The organism is Bradyrhizobium iriomotense, assembly GCF_030160715.1.
In the GTDB taxonomy this organism is placed as follows: Bacteria; Pseudomonadota; Alphaproteobacteria; order Rhizobiales; family Xanthobacteraceae; genus Bradyrhizobium; species Bradyrhizobium iriomotense.
The window spans coordinates 173,768-200,753 of the sequence record NZ_BSOW01000015.1 but is presented as its reverse complement, the minus strand read 5'-3'; the positions used below and the strand labels follow the sequence as shown (position 1 = coordinate 200,753).

Sequence of the window (26,986 nt, the reverse complement as noted above, 5' to 3'; positions counted from 1 at the left end):
GGGCCGAGAATTCAGTTCCAAGTGTTTAGAGTTGTGGTCAGGCGTCGCAAGCCTTTGTCGAGTAGGTCTCGATCGATGCCGTAGGACAGTCGTAGCCCGATGGGGTCGCCAAAGGCTGTGCCTGAGACTGTTGCGACACCGGCATCCGTCAGTAGCGCGCTAGCGACATCATCGGCACTCAGGTCGCGGCCATTGGCCTTGGCGGATCGCTGCAGGTCGCCGAGATCAAGATAGAAGTAGAACCCGCCTTGGGCGATCGGCTGAGGGACCAATTTCAGCGCTGAAAGGATCGACAGCCCACGCTCCCGGCCGTTGGCAAGCTGACGCTCCAGTTGCAGTTGAAAGGCCATATCGCCGGACTTCAGGTAATGGAGCAGCGCATGCTGCGCGATAACATTGGGATTGGAAGTTGTATGGCTTTGGAGCGCCTTAACTGCGCCGATTACCGGCTTGGGGGCAGCGAGATAACCAATCCGCCAGCCGGTTAGAGCCAACGATTTGGAAAACGAATTAACGATCAAGGTACGATCCCGTGCCCGGGGCACCACCGACACGATCGAATGATGGACATGTGGGGCGTGGACGAAGGTCCTGTAGCATTCATCGACGATGATCCAGAGCTTCCGGTCGATGGCAAGTTCGGCAATGCCCGCAAGAGTGGCGCGGTCATAAACCGCGCCGGTCGGATTGTTCGGCGTGTTGACTACGATCGCCTTGGTCTTTCGTGTAACGGCCGCCGTGAGGTCAGCAAGCCTCGGCACAAACTTACTGTGCCGCGTCTCGATGAAGACGGGCGTACCACCGGCAACGATGATCTGAGCTGGAAAAGTGGTCCAGTAGGGTGCGGGGATCAGCACTTCGTCCCCGAGGTTCAGAAGAGCCATGGCCGTATTGAAGAGCGCCTGTATGGCGCCGCTCGTCACCGCGATTTCATCTGCCGACCAGGGTTGGGCGGTTTCTGCGGAAATCTTGCGGGCAAGCGCATGGCGTAACTCCAGCAGACCGAGCGTATCAGTGTAGCGGTTGAGGTTGCAGTTAATGGCGGCGATCGCGCCCTCCTGCACCAATGGCGCCGTGTGGCTCCAGATCTCTCCGGCGGTCAGATCGATGATTTCCCTACCGGTCGCAGCAGCTGCTTTGGCGGCCGCCCTTGCCGCAGCGGTACCAGAAGATTTGAACAAGGCTGTCCGTTGCGCCAACATGCGCGCTCTCCGTCGATCCGAAGTGTCCCTTGTGGTTGCCGCTGCGGTGTGAGGTCTACGGGCTTCTTGAGAGATGGACCTCACATCTCAAGAAAGACGGATTATCCGTCGCTCCGGCGTTTCTCTGAGCGGAATGAGCCCGTAGCTCGTCGACGACTGGATGGGCATTGAAATGAGCGGGTGGATCAGGCTGACAGACTGCGGCAAGGTACAGATCGGCCGCGTAAGAGCTGTCGCGCCATTCGATGGTATGCCGGATTTCAGAATGGAAACCTGTGCTTCCCCGAATTAAGGCTGCCGATTGCATGACCCTGGTCCTTCGATAATGAGTATTCCGCGGTGTGAATGAGAAGCTATTGCAGTCGGTCAGCAGGTGACGATCGCGCGCTTCCGCACGGGCAAGTGCGTCGCAGTTCGAAACACGGTTGGGCGGGGCCTCAGGGGACAAATTGTGATTGGTCTTGCATGCCAATTCCTTGTTCGTTTGAGCGGCCGACGTTCATCAGCGATAGGTGACATGCTTCCGTCATCTAGATCAATTGCCAGCGTTGGTAGTTGACTGGAGCACAAGATTTGGCTGCCCACTATAGAAGCGAGAACGGACGTCACGGCCACGTCCTAACAATCACACGTCCTAACAATTAGAAGACAGGCATCGAGGCCCGCAGGTTCAGGCCGCCGAAATAGGTTCCTACGTTGAGAACGGAATATTGGCGTCGCGCGGGTCTGCAGTCAGTATTATTCGCCGCGCGGGTAAATTCCCTATCCTCACCCATTGATTAATGGGGCAACGAGCCTTCAAGGAGTCAAGTTTGAGCCTTCATTAGTTTCCAAAGACGTATGTCTAACACCAAGTGTTTGCGGGGCTCCTAGATTGATCACTAAGATTGGTAGTTGACCAGGACGTCTCGATAATAGAACAGCGACGTGAACGAATTCACCATAGCCCCGACCGCAAGAAAGCGACAGCGCGATGTCGGCAACGTCCCTAATCAAGAGCTTGGGTAGAGTTTGTTGGACTGGCGCCAACTTTCTATCATTGTCGAAATGTAGATTCTTCTGAGCAGGAGTTCGCCCTCAGCGGTGCAGCCGGTTCGAGAGAACGGTCGCTCTGCAGGTAGAGGCAAGCGCTACTGCGCCAGAAGGCGATAACAAGCTCAATGTGTACAATGGCGGCACTCTGGCCTACGTGGCCATAGCGCCAAAGCGTGCCCCGGCGACAGTGCAGGCTAACATGTCCGTCCGATCGATCTCGAATCGTGTTCTCATCGTACTATTCGACGGGCTTAGGCCCGATCTCATCAGTCCATCGCTGACACCGAATCTGGACAGGCTCCAGCGCCGTGGCGCTATGCTAGCGCGGCAGCGCACGATCTATCCCAGCGAAACCCGTACCGCGCTGACGAGCCTTGTCACAGGCACGACGCCGGATCGCCATGGCATTGTTGGAAACAAGTATCTTGATCGCCTGTCCGCGCCGCCGCGCTTCATCGATACGAGCGACGACTGTCTGATCGAGGAGCTCGATATCGAGAGCGGCGGCCATTTCGTCGGTGTGCCGTCGCTCGGAGAGGTCCTCGTGGCAAACGGTCGGACGTTCTCGGTTCTTGCCTCCAATTCGGCGGGTGCAACCAGCATGCTGAACCACAAGGCGCGGACGCTAGGCCAGGTGACGCTCTCCGGTCACTTCCCTCGAATCGCGACCTCGGCCGCGATGCTCGAACGCGTCGAGGCGCTGCTCGGGCCGACGCCGGCGCCGGCTCCCCAAGGCACGCCTGATCTCGCAGCTCAAGCCTTTCTGACCTCGGCGTTCCTCGACGTCATCTGGCCTCAAATTCGGCCCGATGTCGCCATCCTCTCTTTCGGCGAGCCCGACATCTCCTGCCACTATTCCGGAATTGGCGCATCGGAGACGCTGGAAGCGATCGGCTTTATCGACAAGCAGTTCGGCCGTGTGCTTGATTGGTGGGAGACCGATGGCATCTCCCACGGCGTGCATCTGGTCACCGCATCCGATCATGGCCACGTCACGGTGCATGCGCAGGCCGATCTCTTCGAGACGCTCGAGGGCGCCGGGCTGCGCTGCGGCCCCGTGCCCGCGCCGGGGATCGATGCCATCATCATACCTGGGCAGGTCGGCGCGATTTACTTGTCCGAGCCGTCCGACGCCGTTATCCGCCGCGCAGTAGCGGCGATGATCGAACGGCCCTGGTGCGGTCCGGTATTCACCGCCGGCCGGGGCGGGGTCGAGGGCGTCGCGCCGGGGAGCTTCGCCCGGCACCTTGTCTTCGTTGATCATCCCCGTTCGGCGGACATCCTGTTCTCGTTCCGGGGGGATGACGCTGTCGATTCCTTCGGCCTCATGGGCCGCACCTGGAGCGCGGATTGGCCCGTGGGCTTCGGCGTGCACGGCGGGCTGCATGCCAAGGAGATGTCGTCGGTCGGCATCCTGGCGGGCCCGCTGATCAAAAGCGGCCTCATCTCGCAAGTCCCCTCAGGTATCTGCGACTTTGCTCCGACCGTTCTTGGTCTGCTTGGTATCTCGCGGCCGTCAACGATGACCGGCCGCGTTCTTGCCGAGGTCTTTACGGAGGGTGCAGAGAAGGAGCCTCGGGTGATCGAGACGGTTCACGAGACGAGCGACCGGGGATACCTACAGCACCTGTGTTGTGTCGAGGTTGGCGCGGCAGTCTATCTCGATTCCGCTGAAGCCTTATGATGCAGCGCCGCACTTGATCCAAGAACGAGCGTCGACCCCTAACCGGTCGCACGCGGGCCGAAATGCCGAACGCGCACAAAAACGGAATCGCCGCTTGATGATCACGACTAGCCGTAGAATCAGACCCTCTTGATCGGGCACCTTGAGGCATGTTCATGTCACCGCCGAGAGGCCGGTCTCAAGTTCTACGAATTGGGCTTGATGGCTTCTTTACACGCCAATCTTCGGCGTCGTACTTTTCCACCGGCAACTGCAATCTTTGGGCCCGTTCGTGGCGGTCTTGCTTCCGAAACTCGTGCTCGCGCCGCTCGAATTTGTTTAGCTCGTCATTCACGACTCGCATGAAATCAGCGAGCGAGGTACCGGCGCTTTGAGTGCGGGCGGGCATACTCGTCTCCTGACAATTTGGTCAAAAACGTAGCCGACGGGCGAGCGGCCCTCAAGCTTATATCGTCTTGAGGACGCCGCAGCGAAAATCGCAACGAATTGGGTGAAATCGCTTTGAACAAACGTAGCACAAACACCTAACGAAGCAAGACAAATCAGCAACTTAGCGGCTGTTTCGCCGTAACCCGGGGCGGCGTCTGCATGGTGCCTACCATCCCGGAGGCCATGCCAGCCTGCGCTTCGGAAACGCTGGGCAGATTGGCGTTGAGCGCGAGTGGGATGGTCAGACCCTGGCCGAAGCCATTGAAGATCAACGAAGTCACCAGTAACGACACACTGGTCGGAGCGATGAAGGCGACGAGCACGGACAATGTGAGACCAATAAAAAAGACACTGATTCCGAGCAACAGGGACCAGCTGCCGACGTGGCGCACGATGGCGGGACTGAGGCGCGCGGCGGTGATGAACGCGAGCGCAGTCGGAGTGAAGATCAGCCCCAGCGATCGATGACAATGTACAATCAGTTCGGATCAAAAGAGTCGTTGATCGTGGAGGCTCTTGAGGAGTGCGGGCGACGCTCGATGCAATCTCTCAAGGCGTTTGTCGACAAGAGTCGCTCCCCGCGCGGCAAGGTCCGGGCGATATTCCGTTGGCATGACGAATGGTTCCATCGCCCCGGTTTTGAAGGGTGCGTTTTCAATAACGTTGCGGGAGAGTGTCATGACGGAAATTCGGAAATCCGTCTCGTGGTGCTGCGCTATAAGCGTGACCGGGAGGACTACATAGCATCCGTGCTGGCGCAAGAGGGGATAGCGTCCCACAAGAAGCTGGCAACGCAGATCATGCTCCTCATAGAAGGCGCAACCGTGATGGCGTATGCGGCTGGCAGGCGTGACTCTGCCGTCAAGGCGTGGGAGGCCTTTGAGCCGTCTCTCACATAAGACAGAGAAATCTCGAGCTAGGCCGAGGTCTCGTGATTCCCGATCAGGAGCAGCATCTGTCAGGCACGCACGCAACGCGAGCAATAATCCGACGCGTGGGCATTACGCGGAGGGTGCGCCGGCCTACGGCTACGATCCGTATGGGCGCGCCTTGCAAAGCACGGCTCCACTCACGGACTTCAACGCAAGCGTAGCGCTGAGGCCCTTCAGATTGTTTGTGCGCAGTCCTGGGAGCGCCGTTAGAAGAGTCATCTTCGACAAGGGTGCTCATAATGGTCGACCATTCGGACGACATAAGACGACCGTTGTCGCCGCGTATCGAAGTGTATGCTGGCGCAGGCCGAAGGCAGTGGCCTGATGATTTGAAGGCACGGATTGTCGCGGAAAGCCTCGAGCCAGGCGCGGTTGTAACAGATATCGCCCGCCGCCATGGCTGCCGGCCGCAGCAGGTGCATGACTGGCGGCGCCGGGCGCGTTTAGGTCAATTGGTGCTGCCGGCGCCGGCAGATACACTATCGTTCGTGCCGGTGGTGTCGGAATCGTCGCCACCGGCGGCTGCGATCGGGGCGAGGGGGATGTCGCGCTTGCCGGCTTTCGACTTCGGCTTGCCGATTTTGTTCCAGCGATCGGCCCGCTGGCGCTCGTCAAGGTCTACGTTGGACCAGGGCAAGCCGCCTCGATCGCTCACTCGCGTGTCCGAGATCCAGGCCAAGATGGAGCTGGGCAAAACGCTCCTCGATCTGAAGGCTACGAGCCGGAGCAACTGTCATTTCGGCCGGCTGGTGCGAGAGCACTTCGATGTCGATCAGGCCGGCGCGACCGAGACGATGCGCGCGTGGCGCACGTCTATGGTGGCCGCTGGGAAGTCACCTCGCGCCTTTCCTGGAACGCGCTAGTGGAGCTGTCGTCGCGGTCGGTGCCCGAGCCGGTGAGGCGTGAATTCGAGCGCAAGATCATCGCTGGCAGGCGCGTCGGCGCGCCGGAGATCCGTCGCGCGCGGCCGGCTGCGCAACGGGCGCCCGCGGCGGTGGAGCGATCAGCCGCAGCGAATGGCGGCGTGATCGTCAGATAGCAAGTAGGATTGCCGGGACGTTCAGCGTCATCTCGACACCGGCACTCGTCTTGATGGTCACGATCTCGTCCTCGATCGAATCGACAAGGAACGACTCGTGGCCGAGCCGGAAGTGGCCGCCCATTCTGAGCTTGATGCTGCTGTTCTTCTGCGGACCTGCATTCGCAGTAGTTTGGAACCCGCCGGGCGCGGAATCGGGATAATCCTTCTCCGCTTCGGCTGCGGCCGCAAGCAGTGCACGCTCCACGCGGCCCGCCAGCGTCAGTTCATATTCGATGTCGCTGAGGTTAGTGCACGTACCCTTGACCCAGCCGATGTCTTCGAGGCGCTCATATTTCCGGCGATTGACGTTGCCGGCGGTGTAGAAGCGGCCGTTGTCGTCGAACGGAATCTCTTTGAACACCTGACGATCCGTTGTGGTTGGGGTCACCTTGTCCTCCTCGAGCTTCGGCAGCATGAGATTGGGTATCCGCGCGCGCGTCTCCAAGCGAACCTCGGCATCGTCGGGCAGCAGCGACATGGCGATAGCGATGGCCTGCAACTGTGCGACGGTCGAAGGAAAACCATGCGCGCGCGCGTCAGCATCGTCGCTAGGCAGGCCGATCGTCAATGACGGACTCGTCTGCAGGATGTTCCTGAGCTGCGCGGCGTATTCTTCGCCGGATCTACGGATACGCCGCGAAAGCGACTGCAGCTGGTTGATCGCCCAGGCGGGCGTCGGTCGCCGACCGCTACACCAGGCCTTCACAGTGTCCAGCCTGGTCTCGTGAACATAGTCGGCCGCCTCGGCCTGCGAGATGCCGCAAGCCTGGCGCAATAGCTCATACATGCTGATCATGATCAGTGGGCTCCATTCCCTTTGGGGCATCGGGCCAATCCCAACGCACAGAGGGCATGTACGCATTGTTCGCCGAGAAGTCAAATGCGGGGTCTCCGGCTCCGCCGGCCGCGACTATCTCATGAGGCCTTCGCCCGCTTCCACCGTGACGTCAAGCCCGGATCAGGCGCCGGCGTTCAGGGCGCGCATGATGCCGATCCTGGCGAACATGGTGGGGCCGCCGCGCTCCACCACGAGCATCAGCGCCTCCATTGCGGCCTGCCATTCCGGGCGGTCGTGCACGGCCTTTGGCAGGCCAGCGATGTAGTGGCCGGCATCACGCAAGGTGACGAGCTTTCCGCCCGGCACCGCGATCGGTTCGTCGGAAGGCCGCCCCCAGCCCTTGGTCATTTCGTGTTTCGATACCCCATTGCCGGAGCCGGCGCCTTGCTCCAGTTGAAATCAGGCCGCACATCGGCGCCGCGCCGACCGCAGGCGGAGCAGGTGAAGCACGGTTCAATGTGCCGGATCGTGAACCGGCGACCGCCCCCTGGAGTATCGGTGATTGCGACGCCAGGGCCAATCATCAACGCCGATAACCCTGAGCGGATCGGCTGGGAAAAGGCAACGGCGCCGAACTACGCGGAAGGAGCGTGTCTTTACTCACCGGCAGCATCAGCCGCTTTGCAAAGCCTGCTGCTGGTCGACCGGCAAGCGCCAGACCGAGGTGATGGATGATAGAGTCCAGCCTTGCTGTGCGTCGCGCCGATGGCGCCAGTACTCCTTCGGCGACGCGCTCGGTAACGATTTGGCGCCCGCATAGGACGGCATCGCAGCGGAAGTGGCGGGCGATAACCAGGAGCTGGACGATCTGCCCGAGAGCGGCAGATCGGTCACACGTCGTCGATGTCGGCTATGGACACGTCGGGAAACCGTTCCGCACGATGGACACAGACCAACGCTTCCCGACGCTCGGATTGCAATAACGGCCTCGTCAACCCACTCGGCACCAGATTGGAGCGCTGGAATGCCTGCTGCATGGCGCTGATTCTCCCCCAATCAAAGCGCCAGACATCCGCCAACCTGCATCAACAGTGAGTCAGAGCCAATTTTGCATGCCGAATGACACGCTGGCTCAGGCAGACAACATGCCTTATGGTGGCATCACGTGCGATTGGGCAATCGGCCTAACTCGGATTTGCCTCCACGGAGAATCTGCGGATCGGTTGGACCGCGCGTCAGTTGGAGGCGATATGATCTTAAGCACCCACGCAGTTGTCGGCGGCGCCATCGCCAGCCTGTTCCCGTCGCACCCAGTCCTCGTTGCGGTTGCGGCCTTCGCAAGCCACTTCGCGATCGATGCGATCCCGCATTGGGATTATCCACTTCGAGCGATCACGTTTAAGCCCGGCGCCAACAATCGCCGCCTGCTAGCGGATCCGAGGCTTTTTTTCGATTTGGCCCTTATCGGCTTTGATGCCTGCGCGGGTCTATTGATAGCAATTTGGCTTTTCGTGACGCCCGCAACGATTGGAGTGATCGTGCTCGGCGCCCTCGCAGGGATGACGCCCGACCCCCTACAGGTCGTGTACAAGGTGCTTCCGAAGCAGCCCCTGACGACCTTGCAACGTTTTCATAGATGGACCCACGCGAAGCGGAGGCTTAGTTGGCCGCTCGGCATCAGCTCGCAAGCACTCTTTGCCGCATCCGTATCCTGGATAGTTTTGACCGTCGGCTGAGGAAACAAACTTGTAGCGATGAGGGCTACTCAGGTCATTCCGCCCACCGCCCGGGACGCTCCCCGAAAACGAATGGCGTTGAATAAACTAGCGCTTCCTTGCGCATCTCTAGAGGCTCTGTCTTGTCCTGCTCAGTCCGGGCAAGCGCCTTTGCTCGTTCTTCGGCCGCTGCCCTATCGGTTACTTCGGGCCGCAGCCGATGACTAGGCAAGTCATCGAAGTAGAAATATGCGGGTGGTCAGCCGTCAGGGAAGCGTACCTCGTAGCTACCGCAATACGGCGCTATCTCCTTGCGGATAATTCGGATGTGCCGGATGAAGAAAACTCCATGCTGCCGACGGACGGTCCTCTTGCAAGCAAGTGTAATGAGTAGAGTTCACGTCAAGGCGATATCGCGAGCTCTATGAACGCTTCGTAGACGAGGAACCGGTCGATAACGGCCAAGCCCTTATCGAGGATACGGATAAGTTTGGGCTGAGCGATAACCAAGATGCCGCCACGCTGATAAGCGAAGCGTATTTCGTTCGGCCGACTTTCCCCCTTCGTGATGGACTGTTGGTCTTCTGCAAATAGACCCCGGGTAGACAATGCCGCGGACATACCTGCCAAGCCTTGCAGCACATGGCGCCTAGGCGACAACGTGGAGAGTAACACAGTTCGATCTGGCATAGGCTCCCTCTGCACGCAGAACCGAAAAGACGGTCTGTACCGGCAGTGAACCAGGATGAAAGTCACAGATCAGTGGCTGCATTGTGAGATTGGTAGTGTGCAAGGCTTAAGCATTTTGGGGTGCAGGACTGAACTCAAGGACTTGCCCATCCTCAGGAATGCGAAGTTGCTCTGACGAGATGCCCCGAGCCAGAGCATGCTGCCGTAGATCGGCGCGGCTGACGGTCGCATGGTCTAGCGCGTCGAGATGCGTCGCCACGACGATTGCATGCGGAGCAGTCTTGCACACCGCCACGGCTTGCTCGGCATCCATCGCGATTAGATCGCCTTCCCAGAGGGCACCACAAGGATGAATGACGATGATGTCAGGAGCGGTGTTGCGGATCGTCTCTTCAACGGGCGGATAGAGCACCGTATCACCGGACCAGTACAGCGATCATCAGCTTGAGCTGCGTGACGAAGTCGACCGGATCCGCGGCGGGCAGGGGCGTGCCGTCGGGTGTGAAGTCGATGTCCTTAAAATGCCAGTAGGCATGTTGGTTGTGGTCCGAATAGCCGATGTTCTGGCTGGCCGTCGGGCTGGTGGCCGCGTCGCGCGTATCTTGATGTCGTCGGACCAAGTGGCGGCATGGACGAAAGCGTGCATCTTCGCCGTCTTGTCGTCGGCGGCGCCGGCAGTCCACTTCGCGTAGTCCTTGTTGAGCTTCAGCAAGGAGTCGGCCTTGTCGCGTACAGGATCGGAGAGGCGTTTATAAGCCAAATAAGCGATCTGCATGTGCCCTTCGTCCCACCATGCGCGGGCCGGGGATGCCGCGATGCCGAGTACCATGGCTGCAAGACCGATAGAAACCGCGCGACGCATATTGGGTCTCCGCGCGCTATTACCTGAGGTTGCATCAACTCAATCGATTTTACCAGAGCTCTATGACGCGCCTATGGATGCAGGACGTGGAGCTCCGTTCCAACCTCGCGCCAGCTCCGAGGCGGGGCGTCGGTGCCCTCGGCGATTGCGGGGGCGTTCGGACCGACTCGCGACAACATGTCGGAGCGCGGGGAGACCACGCCCTCCTATTTGACCAAGCCACCGGAAAATATACTTACTTGCCAGCGTCGGCTGACCCTAATGCTGGTTAAGTTAAATTCGTCGCTGATCCTGCCAAGGAAGATGCAGGCCGGAATCCCGCTTTGCTTCCATCGAAAGCGGTTATGGAATAGCCATCGGCTAGTGATCTGGAAAGCTGACATAAGTGCTGTCGGAACCCAATAGACAAGTCTCTGGTAGTCCCCATTAGAAATGTCACCACGAAGCCCCGCCGAGGAGGGCGCCCGGCCGCGGAGCTGGTCGGGGTTGCGCAGCGGCCGGGCGACCGGATGGGGGCCCGGCTAACTCACGGGGTGGATCGGGAAACCTTCAACCCGCCTTGAACAGGCCCTTGCCCTGGCCACGCCGGCGAGGGGCTTTTTGGCTTCGGTTCATGTCGAGCAGCTTCTGCTGCTCGGCAATGTACGCCAGCACCGGTCCCAGTCGCTTGTTCTCGACGATCGCCGCCTGGTCAACCTGCTGCAGCTTGTCAAACGTGCGGTACGGCAACGCCCGCCCATTGTGCTTGATCACAAACCGCCCATCCGGATAGTCGAACACCGTGACCCGCTGGCGTGCGAGAGAGTTGGTGTGCTCGTTCGGCTCCAGGATGAACAGCACCTTGTCGTACTGCAGCGTCAGACTCTGCGACACCGTGCGCTCTTCCTTCCAGGCAAAGGCATCATCAACATCGTCGAGCTCAGCCAGGGGGCGATGCAGGTCCTTCTCGTTGAAGGGGGCTTTTGCGAATCGTCGATTGTAATCCTCCATGAACGCCGGCAGGAACGCGTTGCCCGCTTCAATCGTCGAGATGCCGGCAAGCCGCATCTCCTTCACCAAACGATCCTGCAGCGTTCCATTGGCGCGTTCGACGCGCCCCTTGGCCTGCGGAGTGTTGGCACAAATGATATCGATGTTGAGCTCGTCCAGCGCCCGCCCGAACTGCGTCATGCCATCACCGCCGGTCGCTCCGACCTTGTTCACCCGGAACGTCGCGTGCTTATCCGAGTAAAACGCGATCGGTTTGCCGTAGCGCTGCAGATAGGCGCGCGTCGCGGCAAAATAATCAAAGGTCGATTCCGTCTCCACGAAGCGCAGGTGCATCAAACGGCTCGTCGCATCATCGATAAAAACGAGCAGGGTGCATTGTGGGCCGCGGTCTTCAAACCACCAGTGCTCAGATCCGTCGATCTGAATCAGCTCGCCCACACAGTCCCGACGATACCGCGGCTGGTAAGCACGTCTCTGCCGCTGGCGGCGATCCTGCCAGATCCCGTCGGCCAGCATCCAACGCCGCACCGTCTCAACACCAAAATGCAGGCCGTGCCGCTCCGAAAGCTTCTCCGCCGCCAACGTCGGACCAAAATCCGCATAATTGGCCTTGATCAGCGCCAGCGCCTCGCTGCGGACAACCGCCGAATACGACCGGTTGCTGGGCTTGCCGCGCTTCTTCGAGAGCAACGCCGCCGGCCCGCCAGAGCGGTAGGCCTGCAGCAGTCGAAATATCTGCCTTCGCGTCACCCCCAGCAGCTGCGCCGCATCCCGCGCCGTAATCCGCTCCGCAACCACATCCCGCAGCACATGAACCCGATCGATCTCCGGTCGGCTCATCGACAGCACCGTCATTCCACTCAAATCTCCCGCGGCCCAACGCCGCGTCACTCATGGCACGAGTGACATCTCTAATGGGGAGACTGGTGACCTTTCTAACGGGGCTCTACAAGTGCTGTTCGCATAATCTTCGTTATGGAATATCCTGGATGCGAGTTATGCGAAGTTCGTATTTATGGACTTGAATCGTTCGGAGTCGCCGAAACGGTTGTGGGCCTGCGTTAGCTCTTCGATTTTAACAAAACTGGCGAACCTCCAGGAATATGAGAGCCGGAAAAGTCCATAACGTGCCCTGTTGTTAATCGTCACTGCCACGGCAGTTGTCCGCGCGAAAACTCCGCGCCGTTGATCAGCGCACCCGGGCGATCGGGAAGCCCTGTCGTGTTGCAGGGGCAGGCAGTCAGGCCTTCGGCGCCGAGAGGCGAACCTTCTCTCCGCGAAGCGTGAACCGAATGAAGGATATGCCCGCACGGGTGAGAGCCCCTGCTAGTACCCGGAATCAGAGCTGAGTGATACGGCGGCCATTGAAGCGGCGTTGACGGACCTTTTTCTAGGTCCAGACGAAGGGCTGGGCTTTGTCGTTATATGCGTTGACGTAGGCATCGATGTGTTCCCGAAGCTGCTTGAGGCTTGTGAAGGAGGTGCCGCTGAGCGACTGCCCCTGCAATATTGAGAACCATACCTCGACCTGGTTAAGCCAGGAGGCGCTGGTCGGCGCGAAATGGAATTTCACATTGCGATGGGCCTTGAGCCAGTCCTCGTTCTTCTTGTGGGTGTTGAGGTTGTCGAGGTTGACGTGAAGCTGGCGGTTCGGAAAGGCCGCGGTGAGGCTGTTCATGAAATCGAGAAACTCGACACGGCGACGGCGTTTTGAATGCGTTGCGATGATCTTTCCGGTCGCGACTTCGAGCGCCGCAAACAATGTTGTGGTGCGGTCTAATTGACGTTGTACTATCTTCGAAGCCACCAAGCGTATCGCCCACCCAAATGGTACAAGAAGTGCTCCTGGAATCTCTCGAACTAGATGACGGGAGGTTCGAAATACTGAGCTATGCCGGATTTTGGGTGACGGAGCTGGAGTTGCCCCCGTTAAAGCATGTGGTTTTTGACTCGAAAGCTTCCGGCGAAGGCCGCGAGGTGCCTGTTTGAGCGCAACAGGTGCGCGAGCGCTCCGCTCCTGCTTGCGATGATGTGTGGACGGCGTGCTCTTGGTGATTGACGGCCGTTTGGCTTGGTGGCCTCGTTTCTTCCGAGGAGCGAGGGCATGTCGATCGAAGACCAGCTTCGGGAACGGCTGAAGAACGTGGAGAACCCGAGCGCGCCGTCGGCGATGGCGAGCCGCGGCGGTACGTCGAGCCCGCGCCGCTTCAGGTCGAGCAGCAGATCGCGCCAGTCCTGCGCGCTCTCGCGGGCCCCCATCGGTAAAGCCGACCAGTTCCTTGCGGCATTCCGGCGTCGCGCCGATCAGCACCAGGATGCACTGCTTTTCGTCTTCGAGGCGTGCTTGGAGATGGATGCCATCGGCCCAGATGTAGACGTAGCGCTTCGCCGACAGATCGCGCCTCTGCCACGCGGTGTGTTCGTCGAGCCAACCGTCCTTCAGACGGCCGATGGCCGATGCCGACAACCCGGCAGCATCCTTGCCGATCGAGACGCTGCTGCCGATCCTTTACCTGAAGGGGATCTCGACCGGCGACTTCTCCGAGGCTCTGGCAGCGCGATTTCGAGCGGCGCATGTAGGGCGGCAGGATCGACGGAGAGAACCGGATGCGGTCGGGGTCGGTAGCGTCCGCCTCGCGATCGCGTACACGCGGCTGGCGGACGGCGACCGGACCGATACCAGTCATCACCTCGCGTTCCGGCAGGTGACCGTGGCGCACGACGCGCTGGTGGCCGTCCGCGGTCTTCAAATCGGCATGCTTGCTGAGAAGGTCCGCAACCTCGGCCTCGACCGCCTGGGCCAACAGAGCACGCGCCCCATTGCGCAAGATTTCGGTGAGTTGATCGTCGACGTTTCCTGGTTGAATCAGCTTGATGATGTTATCTTTGGACACGGCATATCGCTCCTTCGGTGGAGAAGTGGAGGCGTCAAGCACCCCCACGATATGCCGCCTTTCCGATTCCCTCCGTCACCAACTTTCGGCGATAGCTCCCTGCTCGTCTTGGCAATTTTTGCCGGAGACCTATCACCGGCGGACGTGATCAGACCCGCAGGTTTTCAGCGCTGCTCTTGCCACGCTTGGGGTCGACTTTGACTTCGTAAGAAATCTTTTGGCCTTCTGCCAAACCAGAGAGTCCAGCGCGTTCTACGCGCTAATGTGGACAAAGATGTCGTTTCCGCCGTCATCTGGAGCGATAAATCCCTACCCCTTTTGGACATTGAACCACTTCACAGTACCTGTTGCCATACGATCACTTCTTTGCCGCCGCACCCAGTCCATACGCTGGTGGGTAAGGGTGCCAGAAACAGAGCAACCGGCGTGCCGGACCGAAAATGCTGATCCTACAGGGATGGCGAGCATCGGGTCGACGACAATGGACGCAAAGCTGACAACCGCGTGCGACTGCCAACATTCTCAGGCTAGCTCAATCAGTTGGGATTACTCGAAGGCAGCACATGGCGGGTCGTAGGTTCTGTAACGGCATGATGCGAGCGCCGTGTGCTGCAGTTGAAAGTGCTCGACCCTATTAGCTCGCATATAACCTGTAGTCTTAGACTGGTCGCGCAGCAAGTTGATACCGGTGTCGTCGTATTCATCTGTGCCAGTGCCAGATCGATCACACAACGTCCGCAACTCGACGCCGAGCCTCTGGACCCGCACCGGCGAGGCACACCTTTCTATCTACTATTGAAGCATTCACTGCGCAAATTCCCTGGTGGCACACTCTTTGCTAGTTAGGTCCCAGATCCCTGCCGGGGAGAACGCGCATTAGTACCCGTTGCAAACCCTGCAATCGCCGTTGTGGGGATCGCGAGCTATCGCTCATGCACTGTGGAGCGTACTTGATGCTCAGCTTCCTCGATTCGTTTGGCATTGAGCCGCAGATGGCGCACAAAGCGCGGCTGCTTGGCCGCGCAGACGTGGTCCGCCAAGCCCGCGACATGATCGCTCGCGTCACCTGCGAATGTTGACCGCCGACAAGACCCAGTCGATCCAGTTGGCTACGGGCCGGCTCGATATCGCCGTGGACAAGGTGGCCTGGCCGCTGGACAGCCTTTGCGCGTTTGCGGCGCGCGAAAATCCGCGGCGGGGGTTCCTGGTCGTATCCCGCGTCCTAGGGCGCTATTTGCCCGCCACGCCGCAGATGATGCGGCAGAGCGCCCGCGATCTCGCGGCGCGGCTTCCTGACGATCTGCCGGGGCCGGCGCTCGTCGTCGGCCTGGCCGAGACCGCCGTGTGCCTTGCCCAGACGGTGCACGAGGAATTTCGCCTCGCAACGGGCCGGGTCGACATCCACTTCCTGCATTCGACGCGACAGCAACTGGATCATCCGTTGCTGTGCCGCTTCGAAGAACCGCACAGCCATGCCTCCGCGCATCTGATCTACAGGCCGGCGCTTCCGGAGCCGCGATCACTGGTATTGGTCGACGACGAGATCTCGACAGGAACGACCCTTTGCAACCTCGCCCAGGCGCTCGCCACCGCTTGGCCGCGGATCGAAGCGATGGCGGTAGCGACGCTGACCGACTGGTCGGCCGGCAAGGCGTGGCAAGCACGCATGCCGCGTCCCACGTGCATCGCGGCGCTGCTGCGCGGACGCATGGAGTGGACGCAGGAGACGACGACGGTGCTCAACAGCGCGTTCGATACCGCTGCCGCTTCACTCGGGCGCATGGCGACGCATCGCAATTTCGGTCGGCTGGGACTCGACCGACCCGTCGTGCCTGAACCCGATACCGCTGTGCCCGAGATCCTCGGCCCACTGCGGATCATCGGAACCGGCGAGTTCACCTATCCCCCCTTCCTGCTGGCGGAACGCCTCGCAGAAGAAGGGCATGATGTCGTCGTGCAGGCGACCAGCCGAAGCCCCGCACTCCCCGGTGCCGCGATGGCGACCAAGCTCCGCTTTGCCGACAATTATGGAACGGGCGTGCCCAATTACCTCTACAATGCCGACCGGGCCGATGGACGCGCGAACTGGATCGCGCATGAGACCGGCGCGGCGACAATCGACCCCGGGCTGATTGCCGCTCTCCGTGCCGAACTGATCGGCTGGACGGCATGACGCGTGCCGTCGCCCTGGTCGATCTGGACGACACGCTTTTCCAGACGCTGCGCAAATGCCCGCCCGATTTGCCGGCCGACAGGTTGACGCCGCTGGGCTTCGCGCGCGACGGATCGCCGCTGAGCTATGCGACCCCGCGGCAGATGCAGTTCCTGGAATGGCTGGCCGATACGACGCATCTCGTCCCCGTCACCGCCCGCAGCCTGGACGCATTGCGGCGGGCGCGCATTCCATTCCGCGCAGCGGTGTGCGCGCATGGGGGCGTCGTGCTGGATGACAGCGGTCAGGTCGACATGGACTGGGCTGCGACGATCGCCGACCGCGCCGCGCCCTTCGCGTCGCAGCTTGCTGGCCTGGCGGAGGCGATCAGGCGCAGGGCGCGCGACCGCGGCATCGCGGTCAACGCCCGTGTGCTGGTCGAGGACGCGCTGCCGCTCTACACCGTGGCCAAGCATGAAGATGCGGATGCCGCGGCACTTTTTGCGGTGGTCGACGCTGCCGTGCCGTCCTTGCCCAAGGGCTGGACGGACCACCGCAACGGCAACAATGTGGCGCTGACGCCACCCTATCTGGGCAAGGCCCATGCGGTGGCATATATCCTACCCGGCCTCCGCGCACGCTTCCCTGATGCGCCGGTGATCGGCATCGGCGACAGCCGCACCGATGCGCCCTTCATGGGCCTTTGCGATTTCGCCATGATGCCCACCCGTTCGCAGCTGGCCGGCGGCATGTTCCATGCGGACTGAGGTCGCGCCCCCGTTCTCGGGCAGCTACGACCCGGCCGACGTCACCTTCCTGCTCAAGCCAGTGGTAATGGCCCCGACTTCCGTCGCCGAAAAGGAAGCGGCGATCCAGTCCGGCCGCCACCACTATTCGGAGATAATCGCGCCGGAGAGGGTGCCGGACGACAGCTATCTATCCCTCTATCACGCCGCGCTTGCGCGGAACGGTGCCCGCCTGGCGCAGGATGTCGCCACCCTCGCTGCGCAGCTCGCCGCACGCAGGCCGGGGCGCGAGCTGGTAGTCGTCTCGCTGGCGCGTGCGGGGACGCCGATCGGCGTCTTGCTCGCGCGGACCTTGCGGGCGCACGGACATCGCGCAGCCCATTATTCAATCAGCATTATCCGCGATCGGGGTGTCGACCGCGTCGCGCTCGCGCATATGGCCGGCCGGCACGATCCGCGCGACGCGGTCTTTGTCGATGGCTGGACCGGCAAGGGCGCGATTGCCGGCGAACTTCGCGCGGCCCTGGCCAATGCGCCATTCGGCTTCACACCGGACTTAGCCGTGATTGCTGACCCTGCAGGACAGGCGGACATCGCCGCGACGGCGGATGATTATCTGATCGCCTCGGGCTTGCTGAACGGCATCGTTTCGGGCCTGGTCAGTCGCTCGATCCTCAACGCCGCGTTGGTGGGGCCGGGCGATTTCCACGCCTGTGTCACCTACCCGCAATATGCCGGTGCTGATCTCTCACGTGCCTTCGTGGACACGATCGCGCCGTTGGCCGCTGCGGCGATACCGCAACCGGTAGACGGGCACGGCGCCCGCCGAGCGGCGCTGAAACAGGAATGCGAGGCGATGATGCGGCAGTTGCTGGCGGAAAGCGGAACGCGTGACCGCAACCGGATCAAGCCCGGCATAGCCGAAGCGACGCGCGCCCTGCTGCGGCGGGTGCCGGAACGGCTGCTGGTTCGCGATTTCGAGGACGCCGATGTGGGGCACTTGCTCCATCTCGCCGCCGCGCATGCCATTCCGGTCGATACGCTGGGCGGGGAATCGCAGTATCGCGCGGTCGCAATTATCCGTAGCCTGGGCAACGATGCATGAGCCGGCTTTCCGCCCTCGCCCTTGGCGCCTCCTTGTATATGCCCTGCACCCGCGAGGATCTGGCCGATGCGTTGCTCGGGGGCTCACCTCTGAGCCCGCTGTTGGCGACTCTCTACTTTCGTCGGTTCCTGCTGGCTTGGCGCAAACACGGACACCAAGACCAACTCGACGCGCATATCGTGAATTACGCGGATGAAAGGACAAGCCTTCGGCGGCGCTGAAGAAGCGCCGTCCTTGACCGCCGCTACGCGCGACGGCGATGTAAATACGCGGTCGGGACGAAAGAATGCTTGCGGCGCAGGTCGAACAAAAGAATGGAATGACAAAGGACGACAGAAATGGCGAGATGCCTCCTTGACAAAGAAAGCCCCATACAAGCCGGATGAGCGAAGACGTTCACGTCCGGATCTGTGAGCGACTGGGGGTGAAACTCCCCCGGGCGACTCGACTGGTGGTCTTGATCGACGCCTACAAACGTCATGACTGGCTGATTGGAGCCGTGACCGAACGACTCCGGGAGGAGTTCGCCAAGCTGCAGGTGGAAATCAATGATGAAAAGAGCCGAACCGTGAACCTGGAACGAGGCGAGAGCTTCAGCTTCCTGGGGTTCGACTTCCGCTACCTCCGCAGTCTGCGCGGAGCGATGCGGCCGCATTACACGCCCAAGCTCAAAAAGCTGACGGCCCTTTTGCGGGAGCTCAAAGAGGTGTTTCGCCGATACCGGTCGCAACCGATTGACAGGCAATAAGCCTGATCAATCCGATGCTCAGGGGATGGGTGAACTACTTCGCGGTTGGACACTCCAGTGAGTGCTTCAGCTACATCAAAGATTGGGTGGAGAAGAAGGTCAGGCGCCAACTGGCGCAGGCTCGGAAACGAAAGGGCTTCTGCTGGAAGCGGTGGAATAGATCGTGGCTGTACGACACTCTCAGGCTGTTCAACGGCTATCGAGTGCGACGCGATGGACCGAAAGCTGCTCCGACCGGATAGGTCCCATAAGCCTTGGAGTGAAGCAAATGGGAGCGCGCAGTGCGGGAAATCCGCACGCAACGCAAACTCGGCGACCAAACCAAGTATGATGCCGATAAAGACCTCGCAAAGTACAGTCCTGTGGGCGTTCTCAACCATCGTTGTACAACCGAACCCGGCTCCATTCCGCAATCGGATATATCGCCCCCATCGAGATGGAGCTAAAAGCCGCATAAGCCCGTCCACTTTTTCGGGGTCAGATCAATGGCCGGTGACCAATCCGACCATCGTTTTGACGAGTGCGGAAACGATAGCGCAATCCTGTTGCCGCTCTCGTGATAATACTGAGCCACCACCCCATAGGACAGGAAATCGGCCCGTCGCGTAGGATTCAGCGCCAGAATGTGTTCGGAGAACTCTTTCCTATCGCAAGGCGCGCGGCAGACGAGATGTGGGAGTTGTCATTCGCCGGATTGAAGAGTCGGCGCAGCGCCCTTTCATCCACAGCTCGTAGAGTTTGTCGATCGCGCCGGGAACAAATTGAACCGTAACCGGCAAACCGGTGTGCAAGACGCGCTTCTTTTCGAAGCAACAGATCCGCGTGGAGCACGCGGAAGCTTAAGCTTATCCGGCATTAGAGCGCACGCCCCTTCGAGGGCCGAAAGCGGGTTCGCCCAATCTCCCGTCTCCATCGCTAGCTTAGGTTTGGCGAAAAGCGGCTCAGTCAGCGCTTCTTGCGCTTCCCATTTCGCGCATTATACGCTCGTTTTGGGCGATCCGCTCTGTTTCGGCGGCTTTAGCTTCATCGCTGGTCCGCCAGGTGCCGGTCAGAATTTTCGGCAAAACGTCATCGAGTTGTGTCGGCAAACCGACAAAGGCGATGCGGCCGTCACGGTCGACCACGAACGACGTAGGAATCCCGACAGAAAAGCTGGGATCTAGCCAGAGCTTTCCCATTTCACGTGTGTAGTCGAACCCGATGCGGTAGTTGAGATTAGGTACGTTTTCGGTCAACCAGGCGTCCAACTTGTCTCGGGCCTCGTCCGCTGTTTCAGCGCGCTCATGAGCTGCGAGTCCGAGGACCTCAACTGCGCTTTTTTTGTATTTCTCTTGCAACTGCACCAGTTCGGGGACCGCCGCGACACACGGTGGGCACCAAGTTGCCCAGAATTCGACGATGTAAACGATTCCGGGCTGGAAGTTCGAGAGGGGCTGGCCACGCAGCCAGTTCTCCACTTTGATCGGAGGAGCTGGGGATTCTAATCCGAGCACCATGTTACTCTCCAAAGCTTAGTGCCCGACTTTGGGCGACTTTTTGTGATAGCTGATCTCTCATCGCGGGCGCGACCGGCTTGCCGCATGGGGCTCACCAGCGAGATCCGCGGCGAATTTCGGTGTCGTCGCGCTAAGCGCGACGACGCTCAAAGTCACAAGCAGGAAGGTCTCATGAGGGGGATACATCGGGTCAAGCAAGGAGAGCATCTGTGGTCTCGTTCGCTATTGCTGCACTCTAATAGCAACGTCTGTGCCACGACACCTGCGTGCATGTCTGATTACAACATGCACGACGGTACTCCGCGGGCAATTTGAACCCGCGGGCTTCGTGCCTCCGCCGTCTCGATCGTAATTGAAGCGCCCGTAACCGATTAGCCGCCGGACCACGACGTCCTTCCGCCGTTCCCCGAAGGCTTTGTCGCCCCTGACGCGCCGGACCCGTCCGCTTGATAGGTGGTCGGCACCCACTCGCCGTCGACTCAGTCCCGATCGACCTTACCCACGAGCTTAACCAGCTCGTGCTTCATAGTGATGATCTGGTCTAGCCTGGTCCGGATCAGATCGCCAGATTCCTTCATGTCGTACTTCTTTGGTTCCATTGCCACTTTGATGCGGCTGATAAGCTTGACCACATTGAGCTAGTCGTGCTTGCTAACGAGCTTTTTCCTAGGTCATGCGGTCAACTTCAAATTCCATCATCTTGCCGAGCTGCTCGCGCGGAACATGCTAAATAGCTGGTACCGGTGAAGGCATTTTGGTGGCCGCCGACGCGCAAGACGGTCTTGGAAAACTCATCCGCCGGATGTTTGGAGGTGCCCTTGAACATCAGGTGTTCGAGAAAAATGCGCCAGTCCCGATTTGCCAAGCGGCTCGTCGGCCGAGCCGACCTTATACCAAATCATCTGAGTTGCGACGGGTGTCCGATGATCCGGAATCACCACGACCTCCAGTCCGTTCTGAAGCGCAAAGCTGCTTGGTCGATCCCACCTGACCATGTCCTGAGCAAGAACGCTACACTCGTGAGGACCGTAAAGGTTACGATTAATCCTATCATTCGTTCTGTCTTCGACCGGCAGCGCGGTGCGCGTCATCGAATCGAAGGTACCAGCGGCAGTCCCTTCCATGTTGGGGGTGACCGAACTCCAGTTCCCACCGACAGACCGGTCAGCCGCACACCGTCTGACAAGCAATGGAGCAAAGGCCGTGCCATTGCACGCACACGCCCGTACGCGCGCCAACTGATATCAAACAGAACCGGCGCGTATGTTCTGGCTAAAGGTCGACCGCCGCCAGGTCGTGAACACGACATTGCGCAGGAAGGCACAAGACAATTTGGCGCAACTGGCAGAACGGCAGCTTACTGGCAAGCCTAGATTTAAGCTGCGATAGGACGACAACTCAACTTCTCGCCAGGCTCACTGTACACGTTTCGCTCCTGGGTCTTTTGCGTATTATGGAGTTGTCACTCTAACTGTTTCGCACGGGAAACGTCGGGACTACGCGCGCGCTCGTTCACGCACACATCAGCATCTGAAAGAGGAGCTTGGACTTGATCACTCCGAAGGACGATCATGACAAGGTCTCCATGGCCGCGCCTGCTGTATAGTTGAGATATGGCCGATCGAGCTGCGCACCTTCAGCTCCGCCCGGTGCTCGACACTTGATCGTTGCCCACGCCAGTCATTGTCGCGACGGCGTTGTACCGAAGAGGGAATGCGCATGGCTTCGCGGTACTTCGCAACCGTACGCCGGGCGATATCAATGCCGGACGTACGCAACCGTTCCACGATCGTGTCGTCCGAGAGGATCGCGGACGGCTCCTCCGAATCGATCAGCTGCTTGATGTGGTGGCGGACGGCTTCGGCGGAATGCGCTTCGCCGCCATCGGCCGACGCGATCGACGCGGTGAAGAAATACTTCAATTCAAAGGTGCCGCGATTCGTCGCCATGTATTTGTTGGCGGTGACGCGCGACACCGTGGATTCATGCATCTGAATGGCGTCGGCGACCGCCTTCAGGTTGAGCGGCCTCAAGTGCGCGACACCATGGGTGAAGAAGCCGTCCTGCTGGCGCACGATCTCGGTTGCGACCTTCAGGATGGTGCGGGCGCGCTGATCGAGCGCGCGCACGAGCCAGGTCGCGTTCTGCAGGGCATCGGTGAAATAGGATTTGTCGCCGTCCTTGCCGATCTTCTTCGACAGCTCGGTGTAGTAGGTCTGGTTCACGAGCACACGCGGCAACGTGTCGCTGTTGAGCTCGACATGCCAGCCGCCGTCGGGACCCGGGCGGACGTAGACGTCCGGCACCATGGTCTGGAGGCGCGCCGAGCCGAACTTCATGCCGGGCTTGGGATCGAGGCGGCGGATCTCGCCGATCATGTCGGCGATGTCCTCGTCGTCGACGCCGCAAACCTTGCGCAAGGCCCCGATGTCGCGCTTGGCCAGGAGATCGAGATTCTCGACCAGCGCCTGCATTGCAGGATCGTAGCGATCGAGCTCGCGAAGCTGAATCGCCAGGCATTCGCTCAAGTTGCGGGCGCAGACGCCGGGCGGATCGAATTTTTGCAGCACCGCAAGAACATCCGCGACATCCTGCTGCGATGCACCAAGCCGTTCGGCAGCCTGGCCGAGATCCGGTGGCAGGTAACCGGCCTCATCGACGAGATCGATGAGATATTGCCCGATCATGCGCTGCGCCGGTGCGGTGAACGCGACCGAGAGCTGCTCGGCGAGATGGTCGGCAAGCGTGGTTTCCGCAGCGACAAAAGCTTCGAGATTGTAGTCCTCGTCGCCGGAGGCGCCGCCGCCCCATTCCGTATAGGTGGTCGGCGCCGCATCCTGCGCATTGCGCGCCGCGGCCTCCGCCGGTTCCTCCGAAAAGACGTTGTCGAGCCCTGTATCCAGCGTCTGCTCGATCTCGGCGCGGCTGCCGAGATCCTTGCTCATCCATTCTTCCTGGCCTGGCTCGAAGGCTTCGCCTGAACCGCCGCCCGGTTCGTCGCCGTGGCTGCCGCCGGCATCGTCGCCATCGCTGAATTGGGCCGTATCAGCCGGGCTATCGCCCGCGGGCTGCTCGTCATTGGCCCGCTCAAGCAGCGGATTGCGCTCGAGTTCCTCCTCCACGAAGGTCGTGAGATCGAGATTGGACAGCTGCAGCAGCTTGATCGCCTGCATCAACTGCGGCGTCATCACCAGCGACTGCGACTGCCGGAACTCTAATCTCTGCGTCAGCGCCATAAAGCAAGAATCTTTACCGAAGTTGGCCTGCGTTTTGCTCATCTAGCCAGGAGCTGATCTACACGCTTTGATGTCGCGCAAAAGCAGATCGAGGCGAGGTTTCTGACGAAAGTTGAAGGCGGCGAACAACTGCACGGCGACGATCTTATCGGGGCTCCCTCGACCATGAGAAGGAAAACCATATCCATGCGACGATCTGCAGGCCAAGGTTCAGGGCAAAGGCAGTCTGATAAGCGATGGCGGGATAATGTCCCGCCACCGGCCTCCACTGCTCAAGCACAATGCCCGTTGCGGATTGCAGGACAAATGCTCCGCCGATATGGAACACGTTAAGTGCAGCATTGGCGCGCCCAGCAAGTTCTTTCGGGAAGTAGTCGGCCAGGATTGCATAACTCAGCACTGTAGCTGCGCCGACCACGGCCACCGCGCCCCACAGCACATATGATGACATCGGGCATCGCAAGATGATTGCGAGCTCGGTCGCGATAAATAGAAGGCCGACAATTGCAAGCAGGGCCTCGGGTCCAATTCCATAACGACGAAGCCGGTCGGCCAGAACACCCAACAAAAGCGCTCCCAGGCTGAGCGCTGCGGCCATGACGAATAAGTGCTGCACCACCCCCGCGCGATCAAGACCGTCGACGTCGGCAAGCCACTGCGCCGCCCAAAGGCCATGCAGCGCCCAAGCCGTCCCGACGGAAGTCGCCGACAACGGTGCCAGACGCCAGAAATGCGAATCCGTGTAAATCTTCCTGAGGCCGGCCATGGCCGTCCCTCTCATGCTTGGCGTTGTCGATGCACTTTCGGGCACCAAGAGATAGATAAGAGCCGAACAGCTGGCCGTGACCACGGCTAACAGTGCAAAGAGCGTCCTCCACCCCATCCAAGTCAGCAATAACTGCGTCGGCGACGTCGCAGTGAGCGCCCCCAAACCACCGACCATGACCATAAGACCGTTTAGAAAAGGCAGGCGGTCCTTCGGAAAAGACAAAACGAGGGCTTTCAGTCCAGCGGTCAGGCTTGCGGCGACGCCGAGACCGAGCAACGCCCGGCCAACGAACAGAACGAGCAAATTGTCTGATACCGCAAACAACGCTGCGCCCACTGCGGCGACGACCAGCAGAACGCTCTGGATTTGCCGCGGACCATAACGGTCCAAAAGGATACCGATCGGTATCTGCGCCGCCGCGAAGGTAAGGAAATAGGCTGAGGTCAGAAAGCCGAGATCTCCAGCGTCGAGCCCCAACTCCAATGTCAGGGGCGCGGCGATCAAGGCGTTGATTGTTCTGAAGAGATAGGACAGGTAATAGCCGACAGCAAAAGGCAGAAACACCCGCACGATAAGTGCCAGGCCTCCTGTCGCGCCCGCAACTGCCGGTCGCGTCACCGAAGAATGGCTTGGTGTGGGCGGCCGAGAATGCGTTGCGTCAGCGACGATAAATCTCTCGCCGTAGCGAGGCGTCGATCTGGTCGCACTATCAACTGTATCCGATGGACGACGGACTGGTTCTGAAGACTTGTAGTTCGTGCTGCGGGCGGCGCTCACCGCAAGGTCGCGCGCAAAGCGGTCTTTATTCGCCACGGCGCGCTGGTTCATCGTCTCCTGCAGAAGGGATGTCCCCCGCTCGACGCGGCGTCCTACTTGCGCAGCGAATTGCTCGAACCGTTCGGCGCCGACCTGAGATGCAATATTCTGCTCTGACTTCGTTAAAGGGGGCGCAATGGCCAGGTGAAAGCGTGCGTGATGGGTGACGACCTCGTTCACCGTCTTGAGATCAGCGCTGAGCCGCTCGATCTGATCGTTCAGCTTGGTGAAGCCTGTCACTATCGCGAAATGCGCGCTGGCATTATCAGGCTCCAAGAAGCGATCAAGCGCTGCTTCAATGAGCTCCGATTTCGTCACTCCCGTGCGCGTAGCCGCAGCGGACAACCGCATCGCCATGGTTTCGCTGAGATGAACGCCGGTCCGCAATTCCAAGGGAATACTCGCTACGCAGCGGTTGGAGTGTTGGACAAGCGGTCACCAGCTGCATCGACGTTCGCGCGCCGATCGTGCATCATCTCAATTTTCAGGTCGGGTCGGTCATCAATCGCCGGATACCCGCGGCGCCAGCTCCCTCGCTCGACGGCCGCTAGAAAGCAGTCGACCTGAGCATTGAACGCTGCCGGCTCTTCCAGATTGATGGTGTGGCCCGTATTGGGGCAAATCCAAAGGCCGGCGTTTTGAAGCACTGTTTTTAGCATCAGGTTCGTTTCGAGGCAGGGAGCGTCTTCATCCCCCAAGGCCAGCAATACCGGTAGTCGCATCTTTGAGAACTGATGGCGCAGATCATGTAACGGTGGCCGCAAAGCCTGACAGCGCGCCATCGTATTCGATATTCCCCGCTGGGAATGATGCCGCAGGCGTTCCATGAACTCTTGCCAACTCCTGACGTCCTTGTATTTAAGCTGAATGCGAGTCGGACCGTGCGCCATCTTCCGAGCCATCGCGTCCATCCCGCGCGCGCTGAAGGCCCGCGCGAGCACGGAGGTTTCTCGCAACCAGGCGTCACGCTGGGAAGGAGCCGATCCAGCTCCCACACCGGCCGCGACAATCGCGCTTACTCTCTCCGGATACCTCAACCCAAATTGCAGGGCGGCATATCCGCCCATGCTCAATCCGATCAGATGTGCGCGTTCGACGCCGAGGCCACGCATGAGAGCGTCGATGTCATCCACGGCGAGCTGCCAGCCATATAGATTAGGCTCTTCAGGAACGTCGCTGGGCGGATATCCGCGGGCATTGAAGGTGATGCAGCGGAAAGCACGCGAAAAATAGCGAACCTGGGCTTCCCATTCGCGGCTATCTAACCCGAGTTCGTGCAGGAAAATGATCGGATGCCCCTCCCCCGTTTCCTCAAAATAAAGCTTCACGCCAGTGGAATCGATGTATGGCATCCGACCTCCTATTCGTCTGAACGCATCTGCTTGAGCAAATGCTGGTCTATGACCGGATTGGACTTGGATGGGCTTTGGTGCTGGCTGCTTCCAGGCAGCTCTAAACGAACGTCCCTTGCCGCGTTGTTGCGGCGCGTTTCGCCGTTGAGCGTCCTTTGTCTATCGGCATGGGTCTTTCGATCATCCGCGCGACGAGTTCGGCGGGATCGGGCGCTGGGCTCGGCGGAATCTTCGCGTATGGTGCTGAACCGCCTCGTCCCTTCGCGGCGGCGCG

At 60.2% G+C, this 26,986-nt stretch carries 26 protein-coding genes and 4 pseudogenes; 11 read left to right on the top strand and 19 right to left on the bottom strand.

Features of this window, described 5'->3' with window-relative positions; translation table 11 throughout:
* Positions 1-11: 11 nt before the first annotated feature.
* Complete coding sequence (locus QQL28_RS22510; protein ID WP_284268768.1) at positions 12-1,202, bottom strand: pyridoxal phosphate-dependent aminotransferase; 1,191 nt, start codon at positions 1,200-1,202, stop codon at positions 12-14.
* Positions 1,203-2,436: 1,234 nt separating this feature from the next.
* Here QQL28_RS22510 and QQL28_RS22505 point away from each other — a divergent pair.
* Positions 2,437-3,921, top strand: coding sequence for an alkaline phosphatase family protein (locus tag QQL28_RS22505; RefSeq protein ID WP_284268767.1), 1,485 nt, complete (start codon positions 2,437-2,439; stop codon positions 3,919-3,921).
* A 178-nt stretch (positions 3,922-4,099) separates the two neighbouring features.
* Here the strand turns inward: QQL28_RS22505 and QQL28_RS22500 are convergent, their stop codons facing one another.
* Positions 4,100-4,309 (bottom strand): hypothetical protein, encoded by a 210-nt coding sequence (locus tag QQL28_RS22500; RefSeq protein ID WP_284268766.1) that lies wholly within the window; start codon positions 4,307-4,309, stop codon positions 4,100-4,102.
* 154 nt (positions 4,310-4,463) lie between these two features.
* Positions 4,464-4,742 (bottom strand): hypothetical protein, encoded by a 279-nt coding sequence (locus tag QQL28_RS22495; protein WP_284268765.1) that lies wholly within the window; start codon positions 4,740-4,742, stop codon positions 4,464-4,466.
* Between the two features lie 78 nt (positions 4,743-4,820).
* On the opposite strand from QQL28_RS22495, the gene QQL28_RS22490 reads away from it, so the two are divergent.
* The 3 genes from QQL28_RS22490 (at position 4,821) to QQL28_RS22475 (ending at position 6,321) form a co-directional block, all read left to right on the top strand.
* The gene (locus tag QQL28_RS22490; RefSeq protein WP_284268763.1) at positions 4,821-5,249 is read left to right on the top strand and encodes an LmrA/YxaF family transcription factor; all 429 of its coding nucleotides are present in this window, start codon (positions 4,821-4,823) and stop codon (positions 5,247-5,249) included.
* Between the two features lie 272 nt (positions 5,250-5,521).
* Positions 5,522-6,145, top strand: a complete 624-nt coding sequence (tnpA, locus tag QQL28_RS46170; protein ID WP_431309629.1) for an IS66-like element accessory protein TnpA — start codon at positions 5,522-5,524, stop codon at positions 6,143-6,145.
* Complete coding sequence (locus QQL28_RS22475) at positions 6,085-6,321, top strand: hypothetical protein (protein ID WP_284268818.1); 237 nt, start codon at positions 6,085-6,087, stop codon at positions 6,319-6,321. Before tnpA ends, QQL28_RS22475 begins: the two co-directional genes overlap by 61 nt.
* On the opposite strand, the gene QQL28_RS22470 is transcribed toward QQL28_RS22475, so the two are convergent.
* From QQL28_RS22470 to QQL28_RS22460, 4 genes are all read right to left on the bottom strand, one after another.
* Complete coding sequence (locus QQL28_RS22470; RefSeq protein ID WP_284268761.1) at positions 6,314-7,159, bottom strand: helix-turn-helix domain-containing protein; 846 nt, start codon at positions 7,157-7,159, stop codon at positions 6,314-6,316. The genes QQL28_RS22475 and QQL28_RS22470 overlap by 8 nt on opposite strands.
* A 162-nt stretch (positions 7,160-7,321) precedes the next feature.
* Positions 7,322-7,549, bottom strand: a complete 228-nt coding sequence (locus QQL28_RS22465; protein ID WP_431309628.1) for a hypothetical protein — start codon at positions 7,547-7,549, stop codon at positions 7,322-7,324.
* Between the two features lie 264 nt (positions 7,550-7,813).
* Positions 7,814-8,092: a transposase family protein gene (locus QQL28_RS45930; RefSeq protein ID WP_348522511.1), complete on the bottom strand. Its 279-nt coding sequence runs from the start codon at positions 8,090-8,092 to the stop codon at positions 7,814-7,816.
* The gene (locus QQL28_RS22460) at positions 8,032-8,178 is read right to left on the bottom strand and encodes a hypothetical protein (protein ID WP_284268759.1); all 147 of its coding nucleotides are present in this window, start codon (positions 8,176-8,178) and stop codon (positions 8,032-8,034) included. Before QQL28_RS22460 ends, QQL28_RS45930 begins: the two co-directional genes overlap by 61 nt.
* Before the next feature lie 213 nt (positions 8,179-8,391).
* Here QQL28_RS22460 and QQL28_RS22455 point away from each other — a divergent pair, with 213 nt between their 5' ends.
* Positions 8,392-8,877 carry a hypothetical protein gene (locus QQL28_RS22455; RefSeq protein WP_284268756.1) on the top strand — a complete coding sequence of 162 codons (486 nt, stop codon included), beginning with the start codon at positions 8,392-8,394 and terminating at the stop codon, positions 8,875-8,877.
* A 775-nt stretch (positions 8,878-9,652) separates the two neighbouring features.
* Here QQL28_RS22455 and QQL28_RS22450 read toward each other — a convergent pair.
* The 7 genes and pseudogenes from QQL28_RS22450 to QQL28_RS22420 all read right to left on the bottom strand — a co-directional run bounded on the left by QQL28_RS22450 (position 9,653) and on the right by QQL28_RS22420 (position 14,595).
* Positions 9,653-9,958 carry a hypothetical protein gene (locus tag QQL28_RS22450; RefSeq protein ID WP_284268754.1) on the bottom strand — a complete coding sequence of 102 codons (306 nt, stop codon included), beginning with the start codon at positions 9,956-9,958 and terminating at the stop codon, positions 9,653-9,655.
* 27 nt (positions 9,959-9,985) lie between these two features.
* On the bottom strand, positions 9,986-10,408 hold the full coding sequence (locus tag QQL28_RS22445) for a S1/P1 nuclease (protein WP_284268753.1): 423 nt from the start codon (positions 10,406-10,408) through the stop codon (positions 9,986-9,988).
* A 549-nt stretch (positions 10,409-10,957) separates the two neighbouring features.
* Positions 10,958-12,253 (bottom strand): ISNCY family transposase, encoded by a 1,296-nt coding sequence (locus tag QQL28_RS22440; RefSeq protein ID WP_284268752.1) that lies wholly within the window; start codon positions 12,251-12,253, stop codon positions 10,958-10,960.
* A gap of 535 nt (positions 12,254-12,788) precedes the next feature.
* Positions 12,789-13,520 (bottom strand): IS630 family transposase, encoded by a 732-nt coding sequence (locus QQL28_RS45925; protein ID WP_431309632.1) that lies wholly within the window; start codon positions 13,518-13,520, stop codon positions 12,789-12,791.
* A gap of 26 nt (positions 13,521-13,546) precedes the next feature.
* Positions 13,547-13,886, bottom strand: a pseudogene (locus tag QQL28_RS46165) (transposase); the annotation flags it as partial.
* A gap of 63 nt (positions 13,887-13,949) precedes the next feature.
* Positions 13,950-14,292, bottom strand: a pseudogene (locus QQL28_RS46160) (IS256 family transposase); the annotation flags it as partial.
* 148 nt (positions 14,293-14,440) lie between these two features.
* Positions 14,441-14,595 (bottom strand): annotated as a pseudogene (locus QQL28_RS22420) (cold-shock protein).
* A gap of 650 nt (positions 14,596-15,245) precedes the next feature.
* Between QQL28_RS22420 and QQL28_RS22415 the strand changes: the two are divergent.
* The 6 genes from QQL28_RS22415 to QQL28_RS46155 all read left to right on the top strand — a co-directional run bounded on the left by QQL28_RS22415 (position 15,246) and on the right by QQL28_RS46155 (position 19,285).
* Positions 15,246-15,371 (top strand): hypothetical protein, encoded by a 126-nt coding sequence (locus QQL28_RS22415; protein WP_283805858.1) that lies wholly within the window; start codon positions 15,246-15,248, stop codon positions 15,369-15,371.
* Positions 15,365-16,465: a phosphoribosyltransferase domain-containing protein gene (locus QQL28_RS22410; protein ID WP_284268750.1), complete on the top strand. Its 1,101-nt coding sequence runs from the start codon at positions 15,365-15,367 to the stop codon at positions 16,463-16,465. Before QQL28_RS22415 ends, QQL28_RS22410 begins: the two co-directional genes overlap by 7 nt.
* Positions 16,462-17,211, top strand: coding sequence for an HAD family hydrolase (locus QQL28_RS22405; RefSeq protein WP_284268748.1), 750 nt, complete (start codon positions 16,462-16,464; stop codon positions 17,209-17,211). The genes QQL28_RS22410 and QQL28_RS22405 overlap by 4 nt, the downstream gene beginning before the upstream one ends.
* Complete coding sequence (locus QQL28_RS22400; RefSeq protein WP_284268746.1) at positions 17,201-18,295, top strand: cysteine protease StiP domain-containing protein; 1,095 nt, start codon at positions 17,201-17,203, stop codon at positions 18,293-18,295. Before QQL28_RS22405 ends, QQL28_RS22400 begins: the two co-directional genes overlap by 11 nt.
* Before the next feature lie 457 nt (positions 18,296-18,752).
* Positions 18,753-19,043, top strand: a complete 291-nt coding sequence (locus QQL28_RS22395) for a hypothetical protein (protein ID WP_284268744.1) — start codon at positions 18,753-18,755, stop codon at positions 19,041-19,043.
* Positions 19,044-19,057: 14 nt separating this feature from the next.
* A complete protein-coding gene (locus tag QQL28_RS46155) occupies positions 19,058-19,285 on the top strand; it encodes a group II intron maturase-specific domain-containing protein (RefSeq protein ID WP_431309627.1) in 228 nt (75 codons plus the stop codon).
* Between the two features lie 699 nt (positions 19,286-19,984).
* Here the strand turns inward: QQL28_RS46155 and QQL28_RS22390 are convergent.
* From QQL28_RS22390 to QQL28_RS22370, 5 genes and pseudogenes are all read right to left on the bottom strand, one after another.
* Positions 19,985-20,539, bottom strand: a complete 555-nt coding sequence (locus QQL28_RS22390) for a TlpA disulfide reductase family protein (RefSeq protein ID WP_284268742.1) — start codon at positions 20,537-20,539, stop codon at positions 19,985-19,987.
* Between the two features lie 669 nt (positions 20,540-21,208).
* A pseudogene (locus QQL28_RS22385) lies at positions 21,209-21,534 on the bottom strand (M16 family metallopeptidase); the annotation flags it as partial.
* A 558-nt stretch (positions 21,535-22,092) separates the two neighbouring features.
* Positions 22,093-23,775: an RNA polymerase factor sigma-54 gene (gene rpoN / locus QQL28_RS22380; RefSeq protein ID WP_284268740.1), complete on the bottom strand. Its 1,683-nt coding sequence runs from the start codon at positions 23,773-23,775 to the stop codon at positions 22,093-22,095.
* Between the two features lie 145 nt (positions 23,776-23,920).
* The gene (locus QQL28_RS22375) at positions 23,921-25,753 is read right to left on the bottom strand and encodes an MFS transporter (RefSeq protein WP_284268738.1); all 1,833 of its coding nucleotides are present in this window, start codon (positions 25,751-25,753) and stop codon (positions 23,921-23,923) included.
* An 11-nt stretch (positions 25,754-25,764) separates the two neighbouring features.
* Positions 25,765-26,712 carry an alpha/beta fold hydrolase gene (locus QQL28_RS22370; RefSeq protein ID WP_284268736.1) on the bottom strand — a complete coding sequence of 316 codons (948 nt, stop codon included), beginning with the start codon at positions 26,710-26,712 and terminating at the stop codon, positions 25,765-25,767.
* Positions 26,713-26,986 lie beyond the last annotated feature (274 nt).